Source organism: Streptomyces sp. NPDC107550 (genome assembly GCF_055639095.1).
In genome coordinates this window covers 54,002-78,838 of the sequence record NZ_JBVKBC010000015.1, presented here as the reverse complement: position 1 = coordinate 78,838, position 24,837 = coordinate 54,002, and the positions used below count along the sequence as shown (strand labels likewise).

The 24,837-nt window shown below is 73.3% G+C and carries 21 protein-coding genes; 18 read left to right on the top strand and 3 right to left on the bottom strand.

Annotation, left to right across the window (positions count from 1 at the left end; translation table 11 throughout):
• Positions 1–246: 246 nt before the first annotated feature.
• Positions 247–1,476, bottom strand: coding sequence for an ROK family protein (locus tag ACZ7LY_RS20800; protein ID WP_471626116.1), 1,230 nt, complete (start codon positions 1,474–1,476; stop codon positions 247–249).
• 93 nt (positions 1,477–1,569) lie between these two features.
• Between ACZ7LY_RS20800 and ACZ7LY_RS20795 the strand changes: the two genes are divergently transcribed.
• Entirely contained in the window at positions 1,570–2,739 is a 1,170-nt protein-coding gene (locus tag ACZ7LY_RS20795) for a cysteine desulfurase family protein (RefSeq protein ID WP_471626115.1), read from the top strand.
• A gap of 6 nt (positions 2,740–2,745) precedes the next feature.
• Here ACZ7LY_RS20795 and ACZ7LY_RS20790 read toward each other — a convergent pair whose 3' ends face one another.
• On the bottom strand, positions 2,746–3,432 hold the full coding sequence (locus ACZ7LY_RS20790) for an N-acetylmuramoyl-L-alanine amidase (RefSeq protein WP_471626114.1): 687 nt from the start codon (positions 3,430–3,432) through the stop codon (positions 2,746–2,748).
• A gap of 69 nt (positions 3,433–3,501) precedes the next feature.
• Between ACZ7LY_RS20790 and mnmA the strand changes: the two genes are divergently transcribed.
• On the top strand, positions 3,502–4,680 hold the full coding sequence (gene mnmA, locus ACZ7LY_RS20785) for a tRNA 2-thiouridine(34) synthase MnmA (protein WP_471626113.1): 1,179 nt from the start codon (positions 3,502–3,504) through the stop codon (positions 4,678–4,680).
• Here the strand turns inward: mnmA and ACZ7LY_RS20780 are convergent.
• Entirely contained in the window at positions 4,650–4,982 is a 333-nt protein-coding gene (locus ACZ7LY_RS20780) for a DUF427 domain-containing protein (RefSeq protein ID WP_471626112.1), read from the bottom strand. The two genes, mnmA and ACZ7LY_RS20780, sit on opposite strands and share 31 nt — an antisense overlap.
• Positions 4,983–5,110: 128 nt before the next feature.
• Between ACZ7LY_RS20780 and ACZ7LY_RS20775 the strand changes: the two genes are divergently transcribed.
• The 16 genes from ACZ7LY_RS20775 (at position 5,111) to ACZ7LY_RS20700 (ending at position 24,784) form a co-directional block, all read left to right on the top strand.
• Positions 5,111–5,656 (top strand): LOG family protein, encoded by a 546-nt coding sequence (locus tag ACZ7LY_RS20775; protein WP_471626111.1) that lies wholly within the window; start codon positions 5,111–5,113, stop codon positions 5,654–5,656.
• 16 nt (positions 5,657–5,672) lie between these two features.
• On the top strand, positions 5,673–6,371 hold the full coding sequence (locus tag ACZ7LY_RS20770) for an SDR family oxidoreductase (RefSeq protein WP_471626110.1): 699 nt from the start codon (positions 5,673–5,675) through the stop codon (positions 6,369–6,371).
• A 58-nt stretch (positions 6,372–6,429) separates the two neighbouring features.
• The gene (locus ACZ7LY_RS20765) at positions 6,430–7,446 is read left to right on the top strand and encodes a methionine synthase (protein WP_471626109.1); all 1,017 of its coding nucleotides are present in this window, start codon (positions 6,430–6,432) and stop codon (positions 7,444–7,446) included.
• 33 nt (positions 7,447–7,479) lie between these two features.
• The gene (gene ligA, locus ACZ7LY_RS20760) at positions 7,480–9,690 is read left to right on the top strand and encodes an NAD-dependent DNA ligase LigA (RefSeq protein ID WP_471626108.1); all 2,211 of its coding nucleotides are present in this window, start codon (positions 7,480–7,482) and stop codon (positions 9,688–9,690) included.
• 654 nt (positions 9,691–10,344) lie between these two features.
• Complete coding sequence (locus ACZ7LY_RS20755; protein WP_471626107.1) at positions 10,345–12,747, top strand: putative bifunctional diguanylate cyclase/phosphodiesterase; 2,403 nt, start codon at positions 10,345–10,347, stop codon at positions 12,745–12,747.
• A 44-nt stretch (positions 12,748–12,791) separates the two neighbouring features.
• On the top strand, positions 12,792–13,286 hold the full coding sequence (locus ACZ7LY_RS20750) for a cupin domain-containing protein (protein WP_471626106.1): 495 nt from the start codon (positions 12,792–12,794) through the stop codon (positions 13,284–13,286).
• A gap of 123 nt (positions 13,287–13,409) precedes the next feature.
• Positions 13,410–13,706, top strand: coding sequence for an Asp-tRNA(Asn)/Glu-tRNA(Gln) amidotransferase subunit GatC (gene gatC / locus ACZ7LY_RS20745; RefSeq protein WP_018531282.1), 297 nt, complete (start codon positions 13,410–13,412; stop codon positions 13,704–13,706).
• Between the two features lie 6 nt (positions 13,707–13,712).
• Positions 13,713–15,206: an Asp-tRNA(Asn)/Glu-tRNA(Gln) amidotransferase subunit GatA gene (gatA, locus tag ACZ7LY_RS20740; protein WP_471626105.1), complete on the top strand. Its 1,494-nt coding sequence runs from the start codon at positions 13,713–13,715 to the stop codon at positions 15,204–15,206.
• 5 nt (positions 15,207–15,211) lie between these two features.
• Positions 15,212–15,445: a hypothetical protein gene (locus ACZ7LY_RS20735; protein WP_471626190.1), complete on the top strand. Its 234-nt coding sequence runs from the start codon at positions 15,212–15,214 to the stop codon at positions 15,443–15,445.
• Between the two features lie 19 nt (positions 15,446–15,464).
• Positions 15,465–16,985 (top strand): Asp-tRNA(Asn)/Glu-tRNA(Gln) amidotransferase subunit GatB, encoded by a 1,521-nt coding sequence (gatB, locus tag ACZ7LY_RS20730; protein WP_471626104.1) that lies wholly within the window; start codon positions 15,465–15,467, stop codon positions 16,983–16,985.
• 156 nt (positions 16,986–17,141) lie between these two features.
• Positions 17,142–18,377 carry an SLC13 family permease gene (locus ACZ7LY_RS20725; protein WP_471626103.1) on the top strand — a complete coding sequence of 412 codons (1,236 nt, stop codon included), beginning with the start codon at positions 17,142–17,144 and terminating at the stop codon, positions 18,375–18,377.
• Positions 18,378–18,576: 199 nt separating this feature from the next.
• Positions 18,577–20,604 carry a phosphocholine-specific phospholipase C gene (locus ACZ7LY_RS20720; protein WP_471626102.1) on the top strand — a complete coding sequence of 676 codons (2,028 nt, stop codon included), beginning with the start codon at positions 18,577–18,579 and terminating at the stop codon, positions 20,602–20,604.
• A gap of 210 nt (positions 20,605–20,814) precedes the next feature.
• The gene (locus tag ACZ7LY_RS20715; protein ID WP_471626101.1) at positions 20,815–23,082 is read left to right on the top strand and encodes an MMPL family transporter; all 2,268 of its coding nucleotides are present in this window, start codon (positions 20,815–20,817) and stop codon (positions 23,080–23,082) included.
• On the top strand, positions 23,060–23,617 hold the full coding sequence (locus ACZ7LY_RS20710) for a GNAT family N-acetyltransferase (protein WP_471626100.1): 558 nt from the start codon (positions 23,060–23,062) through the stop codon (positions 23,615–23,617). Before ACZ7LY_RS20715 ends, ACZ7LY_RS20710 begins: the two co-directional genes overlap by 23 nt.
• A gap of 67 nt (positions 23,618–23,684) precedes the next feature.
• Positions 23,685–24,344 carry a hypothetical protein gene (locus ACZ7LY_RS20705; RefSeq protein WP_471626099.1) on the top strand — a complete coding sequence of 220 codons (660 nt, stop codon included), beginning with the start codon at positions 23,685–23,687 and terminating at the stop codon, positions 24,342–24,344.
• A gap of 233 nt (positions 24,345–24,577) precedes the next feature.
• Positions 24,578–24,784: a hypothetical protein gene (locus ACZ7LY_RS20700; RefSeq protein WP_471626098.1), complete on the top strand. Its 207-nt coding sequence runs from the start codon at positions 24,578–24,580 to the stop codon at positions 24,782–24,784.
• Positions 24,785–24,837: the final 53 nt, after the last annotated feature.

Genomic DNA, 24,837 nt, shown 5'->3' with positions numbered 1-24,837 from the left:
CGTGACCACGCACCCGTGGTGCCCCGTCAGGGGCGCGGGGAACTGCGCGGGCAACCACGACGCACCCGCACGTGACCACGCACCCGTGGTGCCCCGTCAGGGGCGCGGGGAACTGCGCGGGCAACCACGACGCACCCGCACGTGACCACGCACCCGTGGTGCCCCGGCGCGGGGAACTGCGCGACCAGCCACCACGGACCCGCACGTGACCACGCCCCCGGGGTATGGGGGACCCCTCGAACCCGCCTAATGGGCAATCGGGTCCGCCAAGACGTCCTGGACGACCTGCGCCGCAGAACCCCGCGCCGCGTCCCCCGCCGGATCCGCCCCCCGAAGCCGCCCGCCCCCGGCCCCCCACAACCCCGAAACGACCCGCCGCTCCAGCACCGCCTCGACCGCCCCGGCAAGCCACGGCAACAGCCCCCGATACGTACCGCCGAGCACGATCGCCCCGGGATCGAACAAGTTCACCGCGCCGGACAGCACGAGCCCCAGCGTCCGCCCCGCCCCGGCGACAGCCGCCACCGCCCGCTCGTCACCGGCGAGGGCCCGCCGCTCCAGCTCCGCGACCCCCGGCTGCCCCGCGTCCTCCGCGATGCCCGCCGCCCGCAACAGCGCCGCCTGCCCCGCGTACTGCTCAAGGCAGCCCCGCGCCCCGCACCGGCACAGCGGCCCGTCCTCGTCCACGACGACATGCCCGATCTCCCCGGCGAACCCATGCGCCCCGCGCAACAGTTCCCCGTCGACGACGAGCGCCCCGCCCACCCCGATCTCGCCCGTCAGATACAGGAAACTGTCCGAGCGCCCCGCGTCCCGCGCCCCGAACCACAGCTCGGCGAGCGCCGCCGCGTCCGCCTCGTTGCCCGAACTGACCGGCAGCGCCCGCGCCCCGCCCCCGAGCAGCGCCGCCAGCGCCTGCGCGAAGACGCCCTCGGCCGCGACCCGGCTCCACCCCAGGTTCGGCGCCTGCCGCACGGTGCCGCCCGCGACCAGCCCCGGCAGCGCCAGATGCACCCCGGCCGGCACCAGCTCCTGCGCCCGCGCCGACTCCAGCGCCCGCGCCGTGATCCGCGCGGCCCGCGCCAGCACCTCGGCGGCCGGCGCGCCCCGGTTGTCGAGGTGCTCGGTCAGCCGCACCCGGTCCGTTCCGGACAGATCGACGACGCAGACCGCCACATAGTCGACGTTGATCTCGACGCCGACCCCGGCGAACCCGGTCCGCGCCATTTTCAGCACCGTCCCAGGACGCCCCGCCTGCCCGCTGAACGACTTGCCCGACTCCGTCAGGAACCCGCTCGCCAGCAACTGCTCCACCAGCGAGGACACCGCCGCCCGCGTCAGCCCCGACCGGCCCGCGACCGCGGCCCGCGTCGTCTCCCCCTCGTCGTGCACGGCCCGCAGCACGAGCGAGAGGTTGTGCCGCCGTACGGTTGCCTTGTCGGCCTTGGGCTCCAGGGGTGCCAGGTTGTTCCTCATCGTGGCGCCGAGCCTAATCGGAAGGGGCCGGGCGAGCGTGCCCGTACGGGGGTACGGAGGCCCGCGCCCCGCCCTCGTAGAATCGAGCCCACCATGGCTTACCTCGACCACGCCGCGACCACTCCCATGCTTCCGGAGGCGGTCGAGGTGATGACCGCCCAGCTCGCCGTCACCGGCAACGCCTCCTCCCTGCACGCCGCCGGCCGCCGCGCCCGCCGCACCGTCGAGGAGTCCCGCGAGACGCTCGCCGAAGCGCTCGGCGCCCGCCCCAGCGAGGTCGTCTTCACCTCGGGCGGCACCGAGGCCGACAACCTCGCCGTCAAGGGCCTGTACTGGGCCCGCCGCGCCGCCGACCCGGCCCGCACCCGCGTCCTCGCCAGCCCCGTCGAGCACCACGCCGTCCTCGACGCCGTGCACTGGCTCGCCGAGCACGAGGGCGCCACCGTCGAGTACCTGCCCGTCGACGCGCACGGCCGCGTCCACCCCGAGGCGCTGCGCGACGCCATCGCCCGCGACCCCTCCGACGTCGCTCTCGCCACCGTCATGTGGGCCAACAACGAGATCGGCACGCTCATGCCGGTCCGTGAACTCGCCGACGTGGCCCTCGAGTTCGCCGTGCCGCTGCACGCCGACGCCGTCCAGGCGTTCGGCCAGGTCCCCGTCGACTTCGCCGCGTCCGGCCTCGCCGCGATGACCGTCTCCGGCCACAAGGTCGGCGGCCCGTACGGCATCGGCGCGCTGCTCCTCGGCCGCGAGTACAGCCCCGTACCCGTGCTGCACGGAGGCGGCCAGGAGCGGCACGTGCGCTCCGGCACGCTCGACGTGCCGGCCGTCGCCGCGTTCGCCACGGCCGGACGGATCGCGGCCGAACAGCGCGACTGGTTCGCCCGGGAGATCGGCGCGCTGCGCGACGACCTCGTCACCGCCGTCCGCGCCGCCGTCCCCGAGGCCGTCCTCGGCGGCGACCCCGACCCCGCGGGCCGGCTGCCCGCCAACGCCCACTTCACCTTCCCCGGCTGTGAGGGCGACTCCCTTCTCCTGCTGCTCGACGCGCAGGGCATCGAATGCTCCACCGGCTCGGCCTGCACCGCGGGCATCGCCCAGCCCAGCCATGTCCTCCTTGCCACCGGCACCGACCCCGACCTGGCCCGCGGCACCCTCCGCTTCTCCCTCGGCCACACCTCCACCAAGGCCGACGTCGACGCCGTCGTCCAGGCCATCGCCCCCGCCGTCGAGCGGGCCCGCACCGCCGGCCTGACCTGACCCCGCTCAGGCGCGGGCCGTGCGGGCTCTGCGCACCAGCCCCATGTACCGGTCCCAGTCCCAGTGCGGGCCCGGGTCCGTATGATCCGTGCCCGGCACCTCCGCATGCCCGATGATGTGCTCCCGGTCCACCGGTATGCGGTACCGGGCGCAGATCCGCGCCGTCAGCCGCGCCGACGCCTCGTACATCGCCGCCGTGAAGTCCGCGGGCCGGTCCACGAACCCCTCGTGCTCGATGCCGACACTGCGCTCGTTGTACACCCGGTTCCCCGCGTGGAACGCGACGTCCAGCTCCCGGATCATCTGCGCTATGTGCCCGTCCTGGCGCACCACATAATGCGCGGCGGCCCCGTGCCAGGGGTCCTTGAACACCTTCAGCGTGCCCTGGTAGCTGCCCTGCGTGACATGGATGACGACCCGGTCTATCGCGTAGTCCCGGGGCCGGTCCGCCCGCCGCCAGTTCGCCGCGGCCGCCGCCACCCACTCCGCGCCCTTGAAGTCGACCGCCCCGGCCACCCGCGGCTCGCCGCCCTGCCCCGAACCCCAGATCCGCGCCAGATCGCTGCGCGCCAGCAGCCCGAGCCCCACGGCCGACGCCGCGCCCCCGACGATCAGCGTCCGCCTGCTGAGCACCCGGCCGCCGCCCGTGCCCTTCCCCTTGCCCCCGCCCACGCGGCACCCCCCGTTCCGCATTTCCCGTACGAGATCCACAACGGACGCCCGACGGATTCGGTTCCCGCCTGCCCGTACCCTGTCAGTGTTATGACTTCGCAGACCCCGCAGCGCCCCGCCGGACCCGACAGCGGCCGGCCCCTCCGTGTGCTCGCCGCCATGTCCGGCGGCGTGGACTCCGCCGTCGCCGCCGCCCGCGCCGCCGAAGCGGGCCACGACGTGACGGGCGTCCACCTGGCCCTCTCGGCGAACCCGCAGTCGTTCCGCACCGGCGCCCGGGGCTGTTGCACCATCGAGGACTCCCGCGACGCGCGCCGCGCCGCCGACGTCATCGGCATCCCGTTCTACGTGTGGGACCTCGCCGACCGCTTCCGCGAGGACGTCGTCGAGGACTTCGTCGCCGAGTACGAGGCCGGCCGCACCCCCAACCCGTGCCTGCGCTGCAACGAGAAGATCAAGTTCGCGGCGCTGCTCGACAAGGCCCTCGCGCTCGGCTTCGACGCCGTGTGCACCGGCCACTACGCGAAGGTCGTCACCGACGCCGACGGCAACCGCGAACTGCACCGCGCCTCCGACATGGCCAAGGACCAGTCGTACGTCCTCGGCGTCCTCGACGACCGCCAGCTCGCCCACGCGATGTTCCCGCTCGGCGACACGGTCACCACCAAGGACGAGATCCGCGCGGAGGCCGAGCGGCGCGGGCTCGCCGTCGCCAAGAAGCCCGACTCGCACGACATCTGCTTCATCGCCGACGGCGACACCCAGGGCTTCCTCGCCTCCCGGCTCGGCAAGGCCGAGGGCGACATCGTCGACGAGTCCGGCGAGAAGCTCGGCACCCACGACGGCGCGTACGGGTTCACCATCGGCCAGCGCAAGGGCCTGCGCATCGGCACGCCCGCGCCCGACGGCAAGCCGCGCTACGTCCTCGACATCTCGCCCGTCGACAACACCGTGACGGTCGGCCCGGCCGCCGCCCTCGACGTCACCGCCCTCACCGCGATCAAGCCCCGCTGGTGCGGTGCCGCGCCCGTGGGGGCGGGGACGTACACGGCGCAGTTGCGCGCGCACGGCGGCGAGACCGAGGTGACGGCCGAGCCGGTCGGCGACGAGCTGCACGTCACGTTCACCGAGCCCGTCCGGGGCGTCGCCCCCGGCCAGGCCGTCGTCCTGTACGCCGGCACGCGCGTGGTGGGCTCGGCCACCATCGCCACCACCACGCGCGCGGGGGCCGCGGTGCCTCAGGGCGCCGGATCGACCTCGGGCGCGTAGAAGCACAAGTGGTCCCGGATCGCGGCCACTTCGGGCTTCGGATCCGGGTACGCCCAGACGAGGTCCGGGGCGTCCGGCAGCGACCAGTAGGCGGCCGTGCCCTTGAAGGGGCAGTACGTCGACGTGTCCGAGGGCGTCAGCAGATCCACGCGGACGTCCTCGGCCGGCAGGTAGTAGCGCACGGGACAGCCCGTCTCGCGCAGCAGCAGCGGCCGGGAGCTCTCCGCGACCACCTGCCCGCCGTGGACGACCCGCACCCGCTGCGCACCCTGCTCGATCGTGATCGTGTGTCCAGAGGTCATGCCTGTGCCGGCGCTCCCCGGGCCGCCCTTCTTCCCCTCGGACGAAGAAAATTCCTCCCCTCAGGCGAGGAAAAGGCGCGGAAGAGGCGCCGGAGGCCCGGTGGCGGGCACGCCGTACCGTGGACGCCATGAACATCTGCGTCTTCCTCTCCGCCGCCGATCTCGACGACCGCTACACCGGACCCGCGCGTGAGTTCGCCGAACTGCTCGGCAAGGGCGGACACACGTTGGTGTGGGGCGGCTCGGAGAGCGGCCTGATGAAGGTCGTGGCGGACGGTGTGCACGCGGCGGGCGGACGGCTCATGGGCGTCTCCGTCGACTTCCTCGCCGCGAAGGCGCGCAAGGTGACCGCGCCCGACGCGATGGTCGTCGCCGCCGACCTCGCCGAGCGCAAGCGGCTGCTCCTGGAGAAGGCCGACGCCGTCGTCATCATGGTCGGCGGTACGGGGACGCTCGACGAGGCCACCGAGATCCTCGAACTGAAGAAGCACGGCAGGACCGTCATGCCGATCGTGCTGCTCAACTCGGCGGGGTTCTACGACGGCCTCAAGGAGCAGTTCCGCCGCATGGAGGACGAGGGCTTCCTGCCCGTCCCCCTCACCGACCTCGTGTTCTTCGCCGAGGAGCCGGTCGGCGCGCTGGCCTACCTGGAGGAGTCGCGCGGTATCGAGTAGTGCGAGCATGGCCCGCATGACAGGCACAGCCACCCATGTGATCACCGGCGCCGGCTCCGGCATCGGCGCCGCCGTCGCCCGCCGCCTGCACGCGCGCGGGGACCAGCTCGTCCTCCACGCGCGCGATGCGGGACGCGCGAAGGAACTGGCCGCCGAGTTCCCCGGCGCCCGGACCCTCGTCGGCGACCTCTCCGACCCCGACAAGCTGTCCTGGGCCTTCTCGCACCAGAGCCTGCCCGAGCGCGTCGACTCCCTGCTGCACATCGCGGGCGTCGTCGAACTCGGCCCGGTGGGGGAGCTGACCCCGAAGTCCTGGCGCCACCAGCTCAACGTCAACCTCATCGCCCCCGCCGAGCTGACCCGGCACTTCCTGCCGCAACTCCGCGTCGCCCAGGGGCACGTGATCTTCGTGAACTCCGGCGCCGGGCTGAGCGCCGGGCCCGACTGGGGCGCGTACGCCGCCTCCAAGCACGGCCTGAAGGCACTCGCCGACTCCCTGCGCCACGAGGAGCACGGCAACGGCGTCCGCGTCACCTCCGTCTACCCCGGGCGCACCGCCAGCCCCATGCAGGCCAAGGTGCACCAGCAGGAGGGCAAGGAGTACGACGCGGACCGCTGGATCGACCCCGAGTCCATCGCCACGACCGTCCTCATGGCCCTGGACCTGCCCCGCGACGCCGAGGTCAACGACCTGACGGTCCGCCCCGGCCGCTGACCGCGCCCCGCGCCGGGGCCCGGCGCCGCCCCGGCCGGGCGTTACGTACGCTTCCCGGGTGAGCAACGAGAGCCAGCCGCACCCCCTGTTCCCCGCAGGCGCCGCCACCGGCGTCGGATCGATGCCCGGTGGCGACGCCCGCGAGGCCGCCAAGACCGTGACCGGCAGCTTCGAGGACTTCCCGTTCCTCGCCGAACTGCCCGCGCGCGGCCCCGGCGCCGACATGATCGGCCGCACCACCGGCCTCCTCGTGGACCTCTACGCGCGCGTGGAGCCCAGCGGCTGGCGCCTCGGCGACCGCCCCGGCCGCGACACCAAGCGCGCCCGGTCCTGGCTCGGCGAGGACCTCGACGCCCTGGAGGAGTTCACCCAGGGCTACGAGGGCACCCTCAAGGTGCAGGCAGTCGGCCCCTGGACGCTCGCCGCCGCCCTCGAACTGCGCGGCGGCGAAGCCGCCCTCCGCGACCCCGGGGCCTGCCGCGACCTCGCCGGGTCGCTCGCCGAGGGCCTGCGCGCCCACCTCGCCGACGTCCGGCGCCGCGTCCCCGGCGCCCGGCTCGTCCTCCAGCTCGACGAGCCGTCCCTGATCGCCGTGCTGCGCGGTCAGGTCCGCACCGCCAGCGGCTACCGCACCCACCGCGCCGTCGACCGGCAGGTCGTCGAGAGCACCCTGCGCGAGGTGCGGGCCGCCCACGACGGGCCCGTGATCGTCCACTCCTGCGCGCCCGACGTGCCCTTCGCCCTGCTGCGGCGGGCCGGCGCCGACGGGATCTCCTTCGACCTCTCCCTGCTCACCGAGCGTGACGACGACGCGATCGGGGAGGCCGTCGAGGGCGGTACGACCCTGTTCGCCGGTGTCGTGCCCGGCGTCGACAGCCCGTTGTCAGACCCTGCGGGTAGCGTCATGGGTGTCAGGACGCTGTGGCGCAGGCTGGGGCTGAATCCGGGCTCGCTCACGGAGTCGGTCGTGGTCACGCCCTCGTGCGGGCTCGCGGGTGCCTCACCCGCGTACGCACGGGAGGCACTGGCCCACTGCGCCCGGGCGGCGCGATCACTGGCGGACAACCCTGAGTGACCGGGGACCAGAGGGAAACGGGAGGACGAGACGGTGGCTGCCGCAAGCGCTGACGAGACGCAGGCCGAGGGCACCCCGCCCGCCGAGGCGCGGGAGGAGCACGCCCGGCTGGCGGAGCAGATCGAGGAGCACCGCTTCCGTTACTACGTGCGGGACGCGCCCGTCGTCTCCGACGCGGAGTTCGACAAGCTGCTGCGCTCCCTGGAGGCCCTGGAGGAGCGCTACCCGCAGCTCCGTACGCCCGACTCGCCGACCCAGAAGGTCGCCGGGCACTACGAGACGGACTTCGCGTCCGTCGAGCACCGCGAGCGCATGCTCTCCCTGGACAACGCGTTCGACGACGCGGAGCTGGCGGCCTGGGCCGAGCGCGTCGCCAAGGAGGTCGGCACCTCCGCGTACCACTTCCTGTGCGAGCTGAAGGTCGACGGCCTCGCGGTCAACCTGACCTACGAGAACGGCCGGCTGACCCGCGCCGCCACCCGCGGCGACGGCCGCGTCGGCGACGACATCACCCCGAACGTGCGCACCATCGCCGGCATCCCCGAGCGGCTGAGCGGCGAGCGCGTGCCCGCCCTGGTGGAGATCCGCGGCGAGGTCTACTTCCCCGGCGAGAAGTTCGGCGAGCTGAACGAACGGCTGGTCGCGGCCGGCGACAAGCCCTTCGCCAACCCGCGCAACGCGGCGGCGGGCTCCCTGCGCCAGAAGGACCCGCGCGTCACCGCGACCCGCCCGCTCTACATGGTCGTGCACGGCATCGGCGCCCGCGAGGGCCTCGACATCTCCCGGCTCTCCGAGGCGTACGACCTGCTGCGCGAGTGGGGCCTGCCCACCGCCAAGCACAACCGCGTGGTCGACGACCTCGACGGCGTACGGGAGTTCATCGCCTACTTCGGCGAGAACCGGCACTCCGTGGAGCACGAGATCGACGGCGTCGTCGTCAAGCTCGACGAGATCCCGCTCCAGGGCCGCCTCGGCTCCACGGCCCGCGCCCCGCGCTGGGCCATCGCCTGGAAGTTCCCGCCCGAAGAGGTCAACACCAAGCTGATCGACATCAAGGTCGGCGTCGGCCGCACCGGGCGCGTGACCCCGTACGCGCAGGTCGAGCCGGTCACCGTGGCGGGTTCCGAGGTCGAGTTCGCCACCCTGCACAACCAGGAGGTCGTCAAGAAGAAGGGCGTCCTCATCGGGGACACGGTCGTGCTGCGCAAGGCCGGCGACGTGATCCCGGAGATCCTCGGCCCGGTCGTCGACCTGCGCGACGGCAGCGAGCGCGAGTTCGTCATGCCCGCCGAGTGCCCCGAGTGCGGTACGCCGCTGCGGGCCATGAAGGAGGGCGACATCGACCTGCGCTGCCCCAACGCGCGCACGTGCCCCGCCCAGTTGCGCGAGCGGCTGTACTACCTCGCGGGCCGCCAGTCCCTCGACATCGAGAACTTCGGTTACGTGGCCGCCGCCGCCCTCACCGGGCCGCTGGAGCCAAAGGAGCCGCCGCTCGCCGACGAGGGCGACCTGTTCGACCTCACCATGGACCAGCTGCTGCCGATCCGCGCGTATGTCCTCGACTCCGACAGCGGCCTGCCCAAGCGCGACCCGAAGACCGGCGAGGACAAGGTCGCGGACGTCTTCGCCACCAAGGCGGGCGAGCCCCGCAAGAACGCGGTGTCGATGCTGGAGAACATCGCGGCGGCCAAGGACCGCCCGCTGGCCCGGATCATCAACGGGCTGTCGATCCGCCACGTCGGTCCGGTCGCCGCCGAGGCGCTGGCCCGCGAGTTCCGCTCCATCGACCGCATCGACCAGGCCACCGAGGAGGAACTGGCGGCCACCGACGGCGTCGGCGGGATCATCGCCGCCTCCGTCAAGCAGTGGTTCGCCGAGGACTGGCACCGCGAGATCCTGCGCAAATGGCGGGCCGCCGGCGTCCGGATGGAGGAGGAGGCCACCGAGGACGAGGGACCGCGCCCGCTGGAGGGCCTGACCGTCGTCGTCACCGGCACGCTGGAGAAGTACACGCGCGACGGGGCGAAGGAAGCGCTCCAGACCCGGGGCGCGAAGGTCACCGGTTCCGTGTCGAAGAAGACGTCGTTCGTGGTCGTCGGGGACAACCCCGGCTCCAAGTACGACAAGGCCATGCAGGTGAAGGTCCCGGTCCTGGACGAGGACGGCTTCGGCGTCCTGCTCGAACAGGGCCCGGAGGCGGCCGCCGAAATGGCCCTTCCCGCGGAAACACCGGTACAGGAGTAGCGGTTGAAGGCCACCCGTTCGGCGCATACCAGATGCATACGGGTGGTCGGGTCGCATTCGGGCAACCGTGTGCGGGCGCGTCCGTCTGGTGCCCGTGGAAGCCTTCCGCGGCCTACTGTTGAGGTTGTGCGCCTGCCGTGTCCTGCCGCGGACGGGGCGCAGCCGCCGGCCCGAGGGCCGGCGGTGCGGGAGCGGACGTGGGCACCGCCGGCTGTGAGAGGGACGGGAATGGAACCGACCGAGAGCACCGCCGCGGACGCACGGCCGTACCCGCGCCGACGCGTGCGGCGCGGCACGGAGCACAGCGAAGACGGGGGCGACGGCAACGAGAGCGGTCGCGGGGAGAACGAGCGCGGTGGTGTGGTGAACTGGCGCAACTGGTGGCGGACGGGCGGCCGGACAGCCGCGATCGGCGCGGGCTCGGGCGGCACGGGCGAAGGGCCCGCCGACGCCTGGCCCCCGGGCCCCCCGCCCGGCGCGGCCCCCCGGCACGGCCCCCTCGACCCGCCCCCCGCGCAGGACCAGCCCCCGGCCACCCCCACCTGGACCGACCCGGCACCGACGTCCGCTTCGGGCCCGGCCCCGGCGCCGACTGCCCAAGGCCCCCTGGGAAGCGGGGGGTTCGCCGGGAGTGCGCGGCGTCCGGGCGGTGGCGTGAGCCCGCACCGGCCCGCCCCCGCCACCGCGCCCGAGCCGCCGCGCGGTGCCCTCGCGCGACGGCCCGCCCACGGCGGCACCAAGCCCGGCGCCGTCCGGCCCGACGCGGGCGCCCCAGGACCCGGTCCCGTCGCCCCGGCCCGCCCCGCTCACTCGAACAGCCGAACGGGCGGCACCGGCCCCGGTCCCGCCCCCGCACCCGGCACATCCGGCGCCGGCCGCCCCCGCGCCGCCGGCCACGGACCCACCCCGCCCATCGGCGCCGCCACGACCGGCCTCGGCACCGGCCGCGTCGGCGCCGCCACCCCCGCCCGCAACCACCAGGGCACCCCCGAGACCCCCTCGCGCGCGGCGGCGCTGCCCCTGCTGCCGGGCGCCATCGTCACCGGCGCGGCCGTCGTCCTCGCCGCCGGCTTCTACCGCGCCCTGACCGGCGGCCACGCCCTGTTCCCTTCCGGCACCGCCGGCTGGTCGCTCGCCGTGCTCACCGGGATCATCGTCGGCCACCTCGTCGCCCTCGGCCGCGACCGCTGGTGGGGCGGCACCGGATCGGGCGCCGCCCTCACCCTCGCCGTCCTGCTGCTGTACGGCTGGGTGCCGGCCGGCATGGTCAGCCTCTCCGTCGTCGTCCTCGTCGGCATCGCCCGCCGCCACCGCTGGCGCCAGGGCATACTGCACGGCGCGATCGACATGCTCGGCATCGGCGCCGGCGCCCTCGTGCTGGCCGCGTTCGGCCGCGTACCGACCGTCGAGCGGCCGTGGGACCCCGAGACGTGGACGTTCGCCACGGTCCCCGAGATCGTCCTCGTCGCCGCGACGTATCTCCTCGTCACCCGCAGCCTGCTCTGGTACGTGCACGCCCCGCGCCCCTCCGGGCTGCCCACGGTCGCCCGCACCGCGCTCGCCCGGCAGGGCCTCGTCGGGGTCGCGCTGCTCGGCATCGCGCCGCTGATCTGCGTCGTCGCCGTCGCGCTGCCCATGCTGCTGCCCCTGTTCGCCATCCCCCTGATCGCGCTCGACTCCACGCTGTGGATCGCCCGCGCCCGCGCCGAGGAGCAGTTGCGCGACCCGCTGACCGGGCTGCCCAACCGGCAGTGGCTCCTGGAGCGGACCTGGGCCGCGCTCGACGACGCCGAGCGGATCGGCGCCCGCAGCGCGCTGCTCCTCATCGACCTCGACCGGTTCCGCTCGGTCAACGACACGCTCGGGCACCTCGCAGGCGACCGGCTGCTCCTCCAGATCGCCGACCGGCTCAGGGCCGCCCTGCCGCGCGGCGCCGAGGTGGCCAGGCTCGGCGGCGACGAGTTCGCCGTGCTGCTGCCGGTCGCCGACTCCACGACCTCCGCGACCCGCGTCGCCCGCAACCTCGTCGCGGCCCTCGGCTCCCCGCTCGACCTCGACGGCCTCACCCTCGTCCTGGAGGCCAGCGCCGGGCTCGCCGTCTTCCCCGACCACGCCCTGGACGCCGAGGGCCTGCTGCGCCGCGCGGACGTCGCCATGTACCAGGCGAAGCGGGACCGTACGGGTGTCGAGGTGTACGAGTCGAAGCGCGACTCCAACACCCCCGACCGGCTCGGCCTGCTCGGCGATCTGCGGCGCGCGCTCGACGCGGGCGAGGTCGCCCTGCACTACCAGCCGAAGGTCCGCTTCGACGGACAGGTCGCGGGGCTCGAAGCGCTGGTGCGGTGGGTGCACCCGGAGAGAGGGAAGGTTCCGCCGGACGAGTTCATCGCCATCGCGGAGTCCTCCGGGCTCATGCCGCACCTGACGGAATACGTCCTGGAGACGGCGCTCGCGCAGGTCGCCCGCTGGCGCGCGCAGGGCCTGTTCGTCCCGGTCGCGGTCAACGTGTCGCCGAGGGACGTGCACACGCCCGGCTTCGCCGGCGCCGTCGCCGCCCGCCTCGCCCGGCACGGCGTGCCCGCCGGATCGCTGCAACTGGAGATCACCGAGCACGTGCTCCTGGAGGACCCGCAGCGCGCCGCCGACACCCTCGCCGGGCTCACCGGGCACGGCGTGAAGATGTCCCTGGACGACTTCGGCACCGGTTACTCCTCGCTCGTGCACCTGCGCCGGCTGCCCGTGAGCGAGCTGAAGATCGACCGCTCGTTCGTCGCGCGGCTCGCGGTGGACACCGAGGACGCCGAGATCGTGCGCTGCACCGTCGACCTCGCCCACTCGCTCGGCCTGCTCGTGGTCGCGGAGGGCGTCGAGGACGACGAGACCTGGGAGCGGCTGCGCGACCTCGGCTGCGACGCCGTGCAGGGCTGGCTGGTCGCCGCCGCGATGCCGCCCGACGAGACCACCGCCTGGCTGCGCGCCCGCGGCCCGCGCGGCTGGCAGCGCGAGCCCGCCGCCCTCCCCGCCGCCCCCGGCGACGACCCGTCCCCGCTGAACTGACCGGCCGCGCGCCGCGCGGGCGGGCCGGGTCCGAGGAGGAAGAGATGACGTTCATCGTTCCGGAGTTCGACGACACGGTCGTCGTACGGGAGGCGGCGGCCGAGCTGGTCGGCGAGGCGCCCACCACCGTGCAACTGCTCGCCGACGCGAGCGCCACCGGCGGCGCCCTGTCCACCCAGCGCGTCATCCTCGGCGAGGGCGCGAACGGGGCGGTGCCGCACCACCACACGCGCAGCGCCGAGATGTTCTACGTGCTCGACGGCGCCGCCGAGTTCCTGTCGGGGGAGCGGATCGTCACCGGCGGCAAGGGCGACCTCGTCGTCGTGCCGCCCGGGACCGCGCACGCGTTCGCCGCCGTGCCCGGCTGCGAGGCCGACCTGCTCATCGTGATCACCCCCGGCGTCGAGCGGTTCGAGTACTTCCGTGACCTGCGGCGCGTCGCCCTCGGCGAGCTGAGCCGCGAGTCCCTCCTCGCCGTGCAGGACCGCTACGACAACCACTTCCTGACCAGCGCGGTCTGGGAGAACAGGCGTAGCTGAGCCGCCGCGGGGAAGCCGTCGGGCAGTCCCGTACGGGACTGCGGGAAACCGTTTAGGGCTCAGGGTCTTCCGACCCATAGGATTGGCCCCAAACCACACACACTCACCCCAGAGGATCGCTGCATGCCTGGCATCACGCGCGAGGAGGTCGCCCACCTCGCCCGGCTGGCGCGTCTGGAGCTGAAGCCCGAAGAGCTCGACCACTTCGCAGGCCAGCTCGACGACATCATCGGCGCGGTCGCCCGCGTCAGCGAGGTCGCCGACCAAGACGTACCGCCGACCTCCCACCCGCTGCCGCTGACGAACGTCATGCGCGCGGACGAGGTCCGTCCGTCGCTCACCCCCGAGCAGGCGCTCTCCGGCGCCCCGGCCCAGGAGCAGCAGCGTTTCAAGGTGCCGCAGATCCTGGGGGAGGACTAAGAAGTCATGACGGACATCATCAAGCTCACCGCCGCCGAGACCGCCGCGAAGATCGCTTCCGGCGAGCTGACGGCCGTCGAGGTCACCGAGGCCCACCTGGCCCGGATCGAGGCCGTCGACGAGAAGGTCCACGCGTTCCTGCACGTCGACCGCGAGGGCGCGCTCGCGCAGGCCCGCGCCGTCGACGCCAAGCGTGAGCGCGGCGAGAAGCTCGGCCCGCTGGCCGGCGTCCCGCTCGCGCTGAAGGACATCTTCACCACCGAGGGCATCCCGACCACGGTCGGCTCCAAGATCCTCGAAGGCTGGATCCCGCCCTACGACGCGACGCTGGTCAAGAACCTGAAGGCCGCCGACATCGTCATCCTCGGCAAGACCAACATGGACGAGTTCGCCATGGGGTCCTCCACCGAGAACAGCGCGTACGGCCCGACCGGCAACCCGTGGGACCTCACCCGCATCCCCGGCGGCTCCGGCGGCGGTTCCTCCGCCGCGCTCGCCGCCTACGAGGCCCCCCTCGCCATCGGCACGGACACCGGCGGCTCCATCCGCCAGCCCGCCGCCGTCACCGGCACCGTCGGCGTCAAGCCCACGTACGGCGGCGTCTCGCGCTACGGCATGGTCGCCTTCTCCAGCTCGCTCGACCAGGGCGGGCCCTGCGCCCGTACGGTCCTGGACGCGGCCCTGCTGCACGAGGCCATCGCCGGGCACGACCCGCTCGACTCGACGTCCATCGACGCGCCGGTCCCGCCGGTCGTCGAGGCCGCGCGCAACGGCTCGGTCGAGGGCATGCGCGTCGGCGTCGTCAAGCAGTTCCGCGGCGAGGGCTACCAGGCCGGCGTCGTGCAGCGCTTCGACGAGTCCGTCGAACTGCTCCAGAAGCTCGGCGCCGAGATCGTCGAGCTGGACTGCCCGACCTTCGACCTGGCGCTGTCGGCGTACTACCTGATCGCGCCGTCCGAGTGCTCCTCGAACCTCGCCCGGTTCGACGCCATGCGCTACGGCCTGCGGGTCGGCGACGACGGCACGCACTCCGCCGAGGAGGTCACCGCGCTCACCCGCGAGGCCGGCTTCGGCGACGAGGTCAAGCGCCGCGTCATCCTGGGCACGTACGCGCTCAGCTCCGGCTACTACGACGCGTACTACGGCAGTGCCCAGAAGGTCCGTACGCTCATCACGCGGGAGTTCGAAGCCGCGTTCGAGCAGGTCGACGTCATCGTCTCGCCGACGACGCCGACCACCGCCTTCCCGATCGGCGAGCGCGCCGACGACCCGATGGCGATGTACCTCGCGGACCTGTGCACCATCCCGACCAACCTGGCCGGCAACGCGGCCATGTCGCTGCCCTGCGGCCTCGCACCCGAGGACGGGCTGCCGGTCGGCCTGCAGATCATCGCCCCCGCCATGAAGGACGACCGCCTGTACAAGGTGGGCGCCGCCGTCGAGGCCGCCTTCGTGGAAAAGTGGGGCCACCCGCTGCTAGAGGAGGCTCCGTCGCTGTGAGTGCCATGGCAAAGAAGGCCAAGAACTTCAAGAAGTCCAAGACCGGTGTCTACGTCTCGCTGGCCAGCACCGCCTTCGGTGCGATCAGCGTGGCGAAGCAGGCGAAGATGGCGCGCAACGACAACGACACCCTGCGGCTGATCGACGCCGCCGTGTCCGCCGCCGCCATCGTCACCGGTGTGGCGATCCTCTACCGGGAGCTCAAGCGCCTGGGCGACGACGACGTCCTGCTGGGCTGAGAGGGAAGTACCAGACATCGTGACTGCCACGACCACTCCCGAGCTGCTGTCCTACGAGGACGCGCTCGCGTCGTACGACCCCGTCATGGGCCTTGAGGTCCATGTCGAGCTCGGTACGAAGACGAAGATGTTCTGCGGCTGCTCCACCGAGCTGAAGCAGGACGCCAACAGCCAGACCTGCCCGACCTGTCTCGGCCTGCCCGGCGCGCTGCCGGTCGTGAACGAGATCGGCGTCGAGTCCGCCATCAAGATCGGTCTCGCCCTCAACTGCGAGATCGCCGAGTGGTGCCGCTTCGCCCGGAAGAACTACTTCTATCCGGACATGCCGAAGAACTTCCAGACCTCCCAGTACGACGAGCCCATCGCCTTCAACGGCTACCTCGACGTACAGCTGGAGGACGGCGAGGTCTTCCGCGTGGAGATCGAGCGCGCCCACATGGAGGAGGACACCGGCAAATCGACGCACGTCGGCGGCGCGACGGGCCGTATCCACGGCGCCTCGCACTCGCTGCTCGACTACAACCGCGCGGGCATCCCCCTCATCGAGATCGTCACCAAGCCGATCGAGGGCGCCGGCGAGCGCGCCCCCGAGGTCGCCCGCGCCTACGTCGCCGAGCTGCGCGAGGTCATCCGCTCCCTGGACGTGTCCGAGGCGCGGATGGACAAGGGCCAGATGCGCTGCGACGTCAACCTCTCCCTGCGGCCCGACGGGACGAAGGAGTTCGGCACCCGCTCCGAGACCAAGAACGTGAACTCGCTGCGTTCGGTCGAGCGGGCGGCGCGCTACGAGATCCAGCGGCACGCCGCCGTGCTGTCCTCGGGCGGCACCATCGTGCAGGAGACCCGTCACTTCCACGAGGAGGACGGCTCCACCACCTCGGGCCGCATCAAGGACAACGCCGAGGACTACCGCTACTTCCCCGAGCCGGACCTCGTGCCGGTGGCCCCCTCCCGCGAGTGGGTCGAGGAACTGCGCGCCGGTCTTCCGGAGCTGCCGCTCGCTCAGCGCAACCGGCTGATCGGGGAGTGGGGCATCAGCGCCCACGACATGCAGTCGATCCGCAACGCGGGGGCCATCGGGCCCATCGTCGCCACGATCAACGCGGGCGCGGACGCGGCGTCCGCCCGTAAGTGGTGGATGGGTGAGCTGGCGCGCAACGCCAACGAGCAGGGTGTCGAGCTGGGCGAGCTGCCCATCACGCCCGAGCATGTGGCGCGGGTGTCCGAGCTGGTCGCCAAGGGTGACCTCAACGACAAGCTGGCCCGGCAGGTCATCGAGGGCGTCCTCAAGGGTGAGGGCACGCCTGACGAGGTCGTCGACAAGCGCGGTCTGAAGGTCGTGTCCGACGAGGGTGCGCTGTCCGCCGCCGTGGACGAGGCGATCGCCGCGAACGCCGGCGTCGCCGAGAAGATCCGGGGCGGGAAGGTCGCCGCCGCGGGGGCGCTCGTCGGGGCCGTCATGAAGGCGACCCGGGGGCAGGCCGACGCGGCGCGTGTCAAGGAACTGATCCTTGAGAAGTTGGGCGTCAGCGAGGGCTGAGGTCTGTCGGGGGCGGCGGGCCCGTTCCTCGTACCTTCCGTACGGGGATCAGGGGTCGCCGCCCCTTCTTCGCGCCGCCACGGGGCTCCGCCCCGGACCCCGCTGCTCAAACGCCGCAGGGGCTTGATCTGCGGGGCTTGATTCTTGGGGTTCCCCTTGGTTCTGTCTGTTTTTCTGCTGGTCGGGACCCTCGTGTTCGCCGTGGTGCGGCCCCGGGGTCTGCCCGAGGCCGTGTTCGCCGTGCCCGCCGCCGGGGTCGCCGTCGCCGCGGGCGTGGTCAGCCCGGGGCATGCCTGGGCCGGGACCCGGGAGCTGCTGCCCGTCGTCGGGTTCCTCGCGGCGATCCTGCTGCTGGCGCGGCTCTGCGCCGACGAGGGGCTGTTCAAGGCCGCCGGTGACGCCGTCGCGCGGGTCTGTCACGGCAGCCCGACGCGGATGCTCGGCGGGGTGTTCGCGGTCGCCGCCGCCGTCACCGCCGTCCTGAGCCTGGACGCCACCGTCGTCCTGCTCACCCCGGTCGTCTTCGCCACCGCCGCCCGCATCGGCGCCCGCCCCCGCCCGCACGTCTACGCGGGCGCGCACCTCGCCAACTCCGCGTCGCTGCTGCTGCCCGTCTCCAATCTGACGAACCTGCTGGCGTTCGCCGCGAGCGGGCTGACCTTCTCGCGGTTCGCCGGGCTGATGGCGCTGCCCTGGCTGGTCGCGATCGGCGTCGAGTACGCGGTCTTCCGGTGGTGGTTCGCCGGTGATCTCGCCGCCCCGGCGCATGAACCGGAGGCGGCGGATCGCACCCCCGTACCGGTGTTCACGCTGGTCGTCCTGGCGCTGACGCTCGCCGGGTTCGTCGTCACGTCGTTCGCCGGGATCGAGCCGCTGTGGGCCGCGTTCGCGGGCGCCGCCGTGCTCGGGGCGCGGGCGCTGGCGCGCGGGCACTCCACGGCGAAGGAGCTGCTGGGCGCGCTGAACCTGCCGTTCTGCCTGTTCGTCCTCGCGCTCGGCATCGTGGTGCGGGCCGTCGTGGACCACGGGCTCGGGGACGCGCTCGCCCGGGTGCTGCCCGCCGGGTCCTCGCTGCCCGCGCTGCTGGCGGTCGCCGGGCTCGCCGCGCTGCTGTCCAACGTCATCAACAACCTGCCCGCGACCCTCGCCCTGCTTCCCGTCGTCGCCCCCGCGGGGCCGGGGCCCGTGCTCGCCGCGCTCATCGGCGTGAACCTCGGGCCGAACCTGACGTACGTGGGCTCGCTGGCGACGCTGCTGTGGCGGCGGGTCGTGCAGGCGCACGGGACCGAGCCGGAGCTCGGCGAGTTCACCCGGCTCGGGCTGCTGACCGTGCCCCTGACGCTGCTCGCCTCGACCCTCGCGCTCTGGGCGTCGCTCGCCGTGCTCGGCTGACCCGGGCGGCACGCCGAGCGTTTGTTGGACCTTTGTCGCGGGCGCTTGGACGTTTACGTTTCGGCTGGTTCACGTACTTCCCAGGGACATCTGGCCTCGCTAGCGTCCCGGCCGGATCAGTCAATGGGTCGAGTGCAGACCAATACGTACGGAGGCCGCAGTGGAGCCCACGTCCCCCGAGTTTTCCCGCAGACGTCTCATGGCCGTCGGGGGAGGGGCGCTCGGCGCCGCCGCCGTCGGATCGTTTCTGCCGCCCTCGCTCCAGCAGGCCGTCGCGGCGCAGGCGGAGCGGGGCGCGCCGCCCGAGGGCGGGCTCGACGCCATCGAGCATGTCGTGATCCTGATGCAGGAGAACCGTTCCTTCGACCATTACTTCGGCTCCCTGCGCGGGGTGCGCGGCTTCGGCGACCGCAACGCGATCACGCTGCCCGGCGGCACCAGCGTCTTCGAACAGCCCGGCGCCCTGCGCACCGTCCTGCCCTTCCCCGTGCGCGAGGCCGCCGCCGCGCAGAAGAAGGACCTCCAGTACATCGGCGCCCTCGACCACTCCTGGTCCGGCGGCGCCAAGGCGTGGCACGACGGGTGGATGGACGGCTGGATCACCGCGAAGACCGCGGCGACCATGGCGTTCTACACGCGCGAGGACATCCCGCTGCACTACGAACTCGCCGACACCTTCACCGTCTGCGACGCCTACCACTCCTCCATCCACTCCTCCACCAGCCCCAACCGCAACCACCTGTGGAGCGGCAAGACCGGCTACGAGCCGAACGGCAACCGCGCCGTCGGCAACGACGCCTACGCCGAGGACACCCACCCCGGCTACGACTGGGGCACGTACGCCGAGCGGCTGGAGAAGGCGGGGATCTCCTGGCAGACGTACACCGAGTGGGAGAACTTCACCGACAACCAGATCGAGTTCTTCGCCACCTTCAAGGCCATCGCCCGCAAGGTCCTCGCCGGCACCGGCCTGACCTACATGGAGGCCTTCTACGCCAAGGTGCGCGACGCCAAGGACGACGCCGAGCGCGATGCCCTGCTCGCCACGCTCGACAAGGGCGTCGCCGGCCTGACCAGGAGCGAGCGGTCCCTGTTCGAGCGGGCGCTGCGCCGCGTGCCGACCGGGACGCTCGCCGAGGCGTTCGCCAAGGACGTCGCCGCGCGCCGGCTGCCGCGCGTCTCCTACCTCGTGCCGTCGGCCGTCGACTCCGAGCACCCCTCGGTCTCCTCGCCGATCCACAGCGCGACCATCGTCTACAAGGTCCTCGACGCGCTCGCCTCGCACCCCGACGTGTGGCGCAAGACGGCCGTCTTCATCAACTACGACGAGAACGACGGCTTCTTCGACCACGTCCCGCCGCCCGTGCCCGGCGCCGACGTCACCGAGGAGCGCTGGAAGGGCCTGCCCACCGGGCTCGGCGCGCGCGTGCCGATGCTCGTCGTCTCGCCGTGGACCGTCGGCGGCTACGTCTGCTCCGAGGTCTTCGACCACACCTCCGTCATCCGCTTCCTCGAACAGTGGACCGGGGTGCGCGAGCCCAACATCAGCGCCTGGCGCCGCCAGGTCACCGGCGACCTCACCAGCGCCTTCGACTTCCGGCACACCGCCCGCAGGCCCGAGATCGAGCAGCCCGGCGCCATCCCGGCGTTCAGCGGGCGCTGGGCCCCGCAGCCGCCGGCGAAGCAGACCATGCCCCGCCAGGAGCCCGGCACGCGCCCGGCCCGCCCGCTGCCCTACCAGCCCGACGCCCACGCGCGCGTGCGGGACGGCGCCCTCACGCTGAGCCTCGTCAACGCCGGGCGCGCCAGCACCCACTTCGCGCTCTACCCGTACGCGGGCGAGTACGCGGCCCCGCAGCACCACGACGTGCTCCGCGACGCGCAGATCAGCGTCCCGGTGCGGCAGGGCGCGTACGACTTCGTGGTGACCGGGCCCAACGGCTTCCGCCGCGAGTTCCGGGGCCGCGCCGACGACGCCCTCGACGTGACCACGAGCGTCGACGCGAAGGGCCGCGTGCTGCGGGTGCGGCTGCGCAACGGCGGCACCGCCGCCCGCGCGGTCACCGTCGGCACCCGTACCGTCTCGGTGCGCCCAGGCCGCACGGTGACCGTGGTCCACGACACGGACAAGGCGCACGGCTGGTACGACATCGCCGTCACCGCCGACACCCTGCACCGGCGCCTGATGGGTCACATCGAGAACGGGCGGCCCAGCGTCTCCGGCTGACCGCACGGCCCCCTCCGGGCCTGGTCACCGCGCCGGGCCCGGGGGACCGGGGGCGTACGACACCCCCTGTGAGTAAGCCCACGAAAGCGACAAAGGATCACGTCTGCCTGCAAGAGTGGCCGGCAACTGCTCATGCGTTCTTTACGGGCTGATCAGGCGATCACCGACTGTTCCCGATAAAGATCCACGAAACACCCAGGGAGCACGACCGTGGCCGCACTCGCCCGCTGGTGTGTCACGCACCGGCTCGTGGTCGTCCTGCTCTGGCTGCTCGCCCTCGGCGGCACCAGCGCGGCCGCCGCCGTCGCCGGCACCTCCTACTCGAACGACTACGAGGCACCCGGCACCGAGTCCGGCCGCGCCACCCAGCTCCTGAACGACGGCTTCCAGGGACTCGGCGGCGACAGCGACACCGTCGTGTGGCACATCGAGGGCTCCACCGTGCGCGCCGCCGACGTCCAGACGGCGATGAGCAACACGCTGGAACAGGTGGCGAAGCTGCCCGGCATCGCCGCCGTCGGCTCGCCCTACGAGGCGGGCGGCGCCGCGCAGATCAGCGCCGACGGGCACACCGCGTACGCCACCGTCACCTTCACCCACCAGGCCGACGACATCCCCGAGGCCCAGGCGCGGGCCGTCGTCGACACCGCCCGCGCCGCCGTGCAGCACGGGCCGGACGGCCTCCAGGTCGAGGCGGGCGGCACGGCCGTCGCCCAGACCGAGTCGGCCTCCGCCCATCTGTCCGAGGTCATCGGCGTGGTCGTCGCCGCCGTCGTGCTGTTCCTTGCGTTCGGCTCGCTCGCCGCCGCCTCGCTGCCCATCGCCACCGCCCTCGTCGCCGTCGGCACCGCCTACGCGGGCATCGGCCTGCTCGGGCACGCCATGACCGTCGCCGACTTCGCCCCGATGCTCGGCATGCTCGTCGGCCTCGGCGTCGGCATCGACTACGCCCTGTTCATCGTCACCCGGCACCGCAAGGGCCTGCGCCGGGGCCTGCCCGTCGCCGAGGCCGCCGAACGGGCCGTCGCCACCACCGGACGCGCCGTCGTCTTCGCGGGCGCCACCGTGTGCATCGCCCTGCTCGGCATGCTCATCCTGCGGCTCGGCTTCCTCAACGGCGTCGCCGTAGCCGCCGCTCTCACCGTCCTGCTCACGGTCGCCGCGTCCGTCACGCTGCTGCCCGCGCTGCTCTCCTACATCGGCCCCCGCGCCCTGTCCCGGCGCGAGCGGCGCCGGCTCGCCGAGCACGGGCCCGAGCCCGCCGTGCCGTCCGGGCTCGCCGCGCGCTGGGCCGCGTTCGTCGAGCGCCGGCCCAAGCTGCTCGGCGGACTCGCGCTCGCCGCGATCACCGTGCTCGCCCTGCCGACCCTCTTCCTCCACCTCGGCACGTCCGACCAGGGCAACAACCCGGCCTCCTCCACCACCCGCAAGGCGTACGACCTGCTCGCCGACGGCTTCGGCCCCGGCACCAACGGCCCCCTCACCCTCGTCACCGGCGTCGACGGCGCCCGCGACAAACTGGCCCTCGGCCACCTCGCCGCCGACCTGCGTGCCACCGAGGGCGTCGCCGCCGTCTCGCCGGTCACCTACAACGCCGACGACACCAGCGCCTACCTCACCGTCGTGCCCGACTCCGCGCCCCAGTCGCAGCGCACCAGCGACCTCGTCGACCGGCTGCGCACCGACGTCGTACCCGCCGCCGAACACGGCACCACGCTCGATGTGCAGGTCGGCGGGGTCACTGCGAGCTACGACGACTTCGCGGACGTCGTCGTCGGCAAACTGCCCTTGTTCGTCGGGGTCGTCGTCGGACTCGGCTGCGTCCTGCTGCTGCTCGCGTTCCGCTCGATCGGCATCCCGCTCAAGGCCGCCGCCATGAACATCGCGGCCGTCGCCGCCGCGTTCGGGGTCGTCGTCGTGGTCTTCCAGTGGGGCTGGGGCAGCGAACCGCTCGGCCTCGGCCGCTCCGGGCCCATCGAACCGTTCCTGCCCGTGATCATGGTCTCGGTCCTGTTCGGACTCTCCATGGACTACCAGGTCTTCCTCGTGAGCCGGATGTACGAGGAATGGCTGGAGACCCGCGACAACCGGCGCGCCGTCCGCGTAGGCCTCGCCGAGACCAGCCGCGTCATCAACTCCGCCGCCGTCATCATGATCTCGGTGTTCCTCGCCTTCGTGCTCAGCGGCGACCGGGTCATCGCCATGTTCGGCATCGCGCTCGCCGCCGCCGTCGCCCTCGACGCGTTCGTCCTGCGCACCCTGCTCGTCCCGGCCCTCATGCACCTGCTCGGCGGCGCCAACTGGTGGCTGCCCGCCTGGCTCGATCGCCGCCTGCCCCGCCTGAGCATCGAGCCGCCCGAATGCCGGGCCCGCGCGAGTGCGAAGATCCCCGGGCAGCGCCTCACGCACGCCGACGCGCTCGCCCCCGCCCCTGACCGGCCCCTGGAGGAGCCCGATGTACGCGATACCGCTCGGTGACGGCGCCGAACTGCGCCCGCTGGAGACCTGGCACGCCGAGGAGTTCCTCGCCCATCTGGAGCGCGGCCGCGACTTCATCGGCACGTTCATCCCGTTCGGCTCGCAGGCCACCGACACCGGATCCGCCCGCGCCACCCTGCGCCGGTACGCCGAACTGCGCGCCGCCGACTCGGCCGCGTACCAGGGCATCTGGCTCGACGGCACGCTCGTCGGGGGTGTGCTCACCCTCAACCTGGAGGCCGAGCGCGGCAACGCCGAAGTGGGCTGCTGGCTGGAGCCCGCCGCCACCGGACGCGGCCTCGTCACCCGGGCCATGCGGCACCTCATCGACTGGCTCGTCGAGGAGCGCGGCATCCACCGCGTCGAGTGGATCGCCGCCGCCGGCAACACGCCGAGCCTGAACGTCGCCCGCCGCCTCGGCTTCACGAAGGAAGGCGTCCGCCGCGAGGCCCACCTCTGGCGCGGCACCCGCCACGACCTGGAACTCTGGTCGCTGCTCGCCCCGGAGTGGCGTACCGCCCGCGCGGCCGGCTGAGCGGGGCGGGCGGTCTGCACAGGGGACGTTAAGACGGCTCTCAGACAGCGTCCGTACCGTGCGCCTCATGACTACGAAGACTGACGCGCAGCGCGACGCCGAGACGCGGGAGGAGAGCGAGCACACCCCCGAGGGCACCGAGGCCGCCACCCCCGAGGCGGCGACCTCCGAGACCTCCGAGACCTCCGAGGCCGCGACCCCCGAGAAGACGGCGGCTGCCGGGACCGCCGCCACGCCCGCCGGGCACGAGCACGACGAGGACGAGGCCGCGGCGGAGGCCGCCGCCGAGGCCGAACTCGCCGAGCTGGAGAAGGAGAACGCCGAGGCCCGGCAGAGCGGCGTGGGCCAGGGCGCCGGCGCCATCGTCTCCGTCGCCCTCGGTGTCGTCGCCCTCAGCGGGAGCTGGCTCGGCACCATCGCCTCCGCCCGCGAGTCCCTCATCGGGCAGCTCAACACCTCCCAGGGCGCCGGCGTCGCCAAGCAGGTCTCCGAGGTCTACGGCGACGCCTGGCACGCCGCCGCCGTCGTCGGCGGGATCTTCTCCCTGATCGCGCTCGTCATCGGCGCGGTCGTCCTCGCGCGGCCCGCATTCGGCGAGCCCGGCCGGCCGCAGGCGGCGTGGATCAAGTCGACCGCGTGGGCCGGTGTCGCCCTCGGCGTGCTCGGCCTGCTGCTCGCGGTCGCCAAGTACTCCGACCTGCTCCTCGGCCTGCCCAAGACGGGCTGACAACCGGCTCACGACCGGGGCGTCCTTACGGCCGGAGGGGCCCCCGCCCGGGGCGCCCTTACGGCCCTGAGGCCCCCGCCCGGGGCGACTAAGGCCCCGCACCCGGCGCCTAAGGCACCCCCGGCCCGCCGAATGCGGCAGTCGCCCGATGTGCCGTACCCCCCTGGGGGACGAGAGTCGAGGCATCGCGGAAAACACGCCGCGAACACCTCGAAGTCCCCCAGGGAGAAGCCGTGTTCACGTACGACATGCACCAGCAGCACACCGCCGACCTGCGCCGCCGGGCCGACGAACACCGCCTGGCCCGCGCCGCGTTCAGCGCCCGCCGCGCCGAGCGTGCCGCCCGCCGCCGCGCCGTCGCCGGCCCGAGCCCCCGCACCGGGGTGAACACCCCGCGGGACGCGCGGTCCGCCGCCGAGCGCCTGACCCGCGCCGCGTGAGGGCCCCCGGCCCCGGCGCCGACGCGGCACCCGAAGTGCCCCTGCCGGGCCCG

Coding starts and splice junctions, on each gene's coding strand:
- ACZ7LY_RS20710 (WP_471626100.1), top strand. CDS start 23,060: ATGTACGCGATACCGCTCGGTGACGGCGCCGAACTGCGCCCGCTGGAG.
- ACZ7LY_RS20775 (WP_471626111.1), top strand. CDS start 5,111: ATGAACATCTGCGTCTTCCTCTCCGCCGCCGATCTCGACGACCGCTAC.
- gatA (WP_471626105.1), top strand. CDS start 13,713: ATGACGGACATCATCAAGCTCACCGCCGCCGAGACCGCCGCGAAGATC.
- ACZ7LY_RS20750 (WP_471626106.1), top strand. CDS start 12,792: ATGACGTTCATCGTTCCGGAGTTCGACGACACGGTCGTCGTACGGGAG.
- mnmA (WP_471626113.1), top strand. CDS start 3,502: ATGACTTCGCAGACCCCGCAGCGCCCCGCCGGACCCGACAGCGGCCGG.
- ACZ7LY_RS20720 (WP_471626102.1), top strand. CDS start 18,577: ATGGCCGTCGGGGGAGGGGCGCTCGGCGCCGCCGCCGTCGGATCGTTT.
- ACZ7LY_RS20770 (WP_471626110.1), top strand. CDS start 5,673: ATGACAGGCACAGCCACCCATGTGATCACCGGCGCCGGCTCCGGCATC.
- ACZ7LY_RS20705 (WP_471626099.1), top strand. CDS start 23,685: ATGACTACGAAGACTGACGCGCAGCGCGACGCCGAGACGCGGGAGGAG.
- ACZ7LY_RS20795 (WP_471626115.1), top strand. CDS start 1,570: ATGGCTTACCTCGACCACGCCGCGACCACTCCCATGCTTCCGGAGGCG.
- ACZ7LY_RS20790 (WP_471626114.1), bottom strand. CDS start 3,432: ATGCGGAACGGGGGGTGCCGCGTGGGCGGGGGCAAGGGGAAGGGCACG.
- ACZ7LY_RS20780 (WP_471626112.1), bottom strand. CDS start 4,982: ATGACCTCTGGACACACGATCACGATCGAGCAGGGTGCGCAGCGGGTG.
- ACZ7LY_RS20735 (WP_471626190.1), top strand. CDS start 15,212: ATGGCAAAGAAGGCCAAGAACTTCAAGAAGTCCAAGACCGGTGTCTAC.
- ACZ7LY_RS20800 (WP_471626116.1), bottom strand. CDS start 1,476: ATGAGGAACAACCTGGCACCCCTGGAGCCCAAGGCCGACAAGGCAACC.
- gatC (WP_018531282.1), top strand. CDS start 13,410: ATGCCTGGCATCACGCGCGAGGAGGTCGCCCACCTCGCCCGGCTGGCG.